The following is a 1,875-nucleotide window of genomic DNA, read 5'->3' as shown; positions in this document are numbered from 1 at the left end:
CGCGCGTGCCCAGCTAAGCACGCATCTTCTAGCCGGTGAAAGTCCGGTCGCGGGAGGGGCCAAGCCCCCGCGTAGCTTGGATACTTACGTATGGCGAAATCTGTGCGTAAAAGCGTATCGACGTAAAATTCTGTCAGAGACAGAGTGAGCAACACACCAGGCCGTAACATGAAGTGAATCCTGCCGCGTCGTCAAAAAGGCCCCGCAAGAGGGAAAAGAGGAAGCCGAGTCTCGGCGCACTGGACGAAGGCCATGGAAGCTGCTAGGAACTTGGAGCGGCAGCGAAGAATCCTCCGGCGTAGAGGGAGCGGCATGGTATGAAAGAAGATGCAGTGAACTGGGGAGACCCTCCCCTGCACGAGAAAAAAAATCGTAAAGAGGCGCTCTATAAGCCTGAGAGGTGAAATGAGTTGTTTGCAGGAAGGGAGTCCGAGGGGCTCATAGTACCGAGGAACCGCAGGACAACATAACCTGTGGGAGGGAAGGAGCCCTGCTTTGTTCACGTTTCTTAAGGAGGTACGAGTCAGTGAATGCCAATCGGCTAACAACACCAAAGGAAAACGTTCAACAACTCCAAGAGAAACTAAGTCATGCGGCCAAGGAAAGCAAGAAGCGTAGATTCCACGCCCTATATGACAAGGTCTACCGGATGGACATCTTGTGGGAAGCATGGCGCAAGGTGCGAGCAAATAAAGGTTCGGCTGGCATCGACGGCGAAACGCTGTCGGACATTGAGAAACAAGGGGAATACCTCTTCTTGCTTGAATGCCATCGGCTTCTAAAAGAGGGGCGCTACCACCCACAGCCTGTTCGGCGGCACTACATCCCGAAGAAAAACGGGAAGCAACGGCCGCTTGGCATACCGACCGTCCGAGATCGCGTCATACAGATGGCAACAAAACTGATCATGGAACCGATCTTTGAAGCAGATTTTCAGGAATCCTCGTTTGGATTCCGTCCGAAGCGAAGCGCGAAGGGGGCACTTGACCGAATCCGGAAGGCATGCAACCGCAAAGGGAATTGGGTGATCGACGTCGACATCCAAGGCTACTTCGACAACATTAACCAAGAGAAACTCATGAAGCTGGTTGAAATGCGGATCAGCGACAGACGTATCTTGAAGCTAGTTCAGAAGTGGTTACGAGCGGGAGTGATGGAAGAAGGAACGGTAAGGCGCTCAGATTTGGGAACGCCGCAAGGCGGGGTTATTTCTCCGCTACTTGCAAACATTTACCTAAACTACTTCGACATCCTGTGGGAACGGCATGGCAGCGGACACGGGGAACTGACGCGTTACGTGGATGACTTCGTGGTCGTATGCAAGACGAGAAAGGACGCAGACCGCGCGTACGAAATCATTCGTACGATCATGGAGCGCCTTGAACTCACCTTGCATCCGACCAAAACGCGCATCGTCGGACTATGGACAGGAGAAGAAGGCTTCGACTTTCTCGGTATGCATCATCGCAAGACGAAAGCTGAAACCTCTAAAGGAAAAGTGTACTACACCACGCAGCAATGGCTGACTCGGAAAGCGGAAGAACGCATCCGGGAAGTCGTGAAGAACCGTCTGGCACCGCCAAGTATGCGACACAAGTCAATTCTTGAGCACGTGGACTGGCTGAATCCCAAAATACAAGGCTGGCGGAATTATTACTACACCGCCTACAGCCAACTGAAGATGGCGAAGCTGGACTGGTACATCCTACAGAGGCTTGCGAGATGGTATGCAAAGAAGCGGCAACGCTCGCGATGGATAAGTTCCATCGGCGAGGTTAAGTTTATGTCCAAACAGTGTGGGCTCAAAACGCTCTTGTAATCTGCATGCACATGATAGACGAACATCGGAAAGCCGTATGAGGGAAAACCTCACGT

1 protein-coding gene is annotated in these 1,875 nt (G+C 52.4%); it reads left to right on the top strand.

The genetic code is table 11. The features are described 5' to 3' along the window. Window positions 1–526: 526 nt before the first annotated feature. Window positions 527–1,819, top strand: coding sequence for a group II intron reverse transcriptase/maturase (ltrA, locus tag RB620_RS30025; RefSeq protein WP_308100829.1), 1,293 nt, complete (start codon window positions 527–529; stop codon window positions 1,817–1,819). Window positions 1,820–1,875 lie beyond the last annotated feature (56 nt).

Origin of the sequence: Paenibacillus sp. LHD-117, assembly GCF_030929555.1 — a bacterium.
Lineage (GTDB): Bacteria > Bacillota > Bacilli > Paenibacillales > Paenibacillaceae > Pristimantibacillus.
The sequence above is the reverse complement of the archived record's forward strand: the minus strand, read 5'-3'. Positions and strand labels throughout refer to the sequence as shown.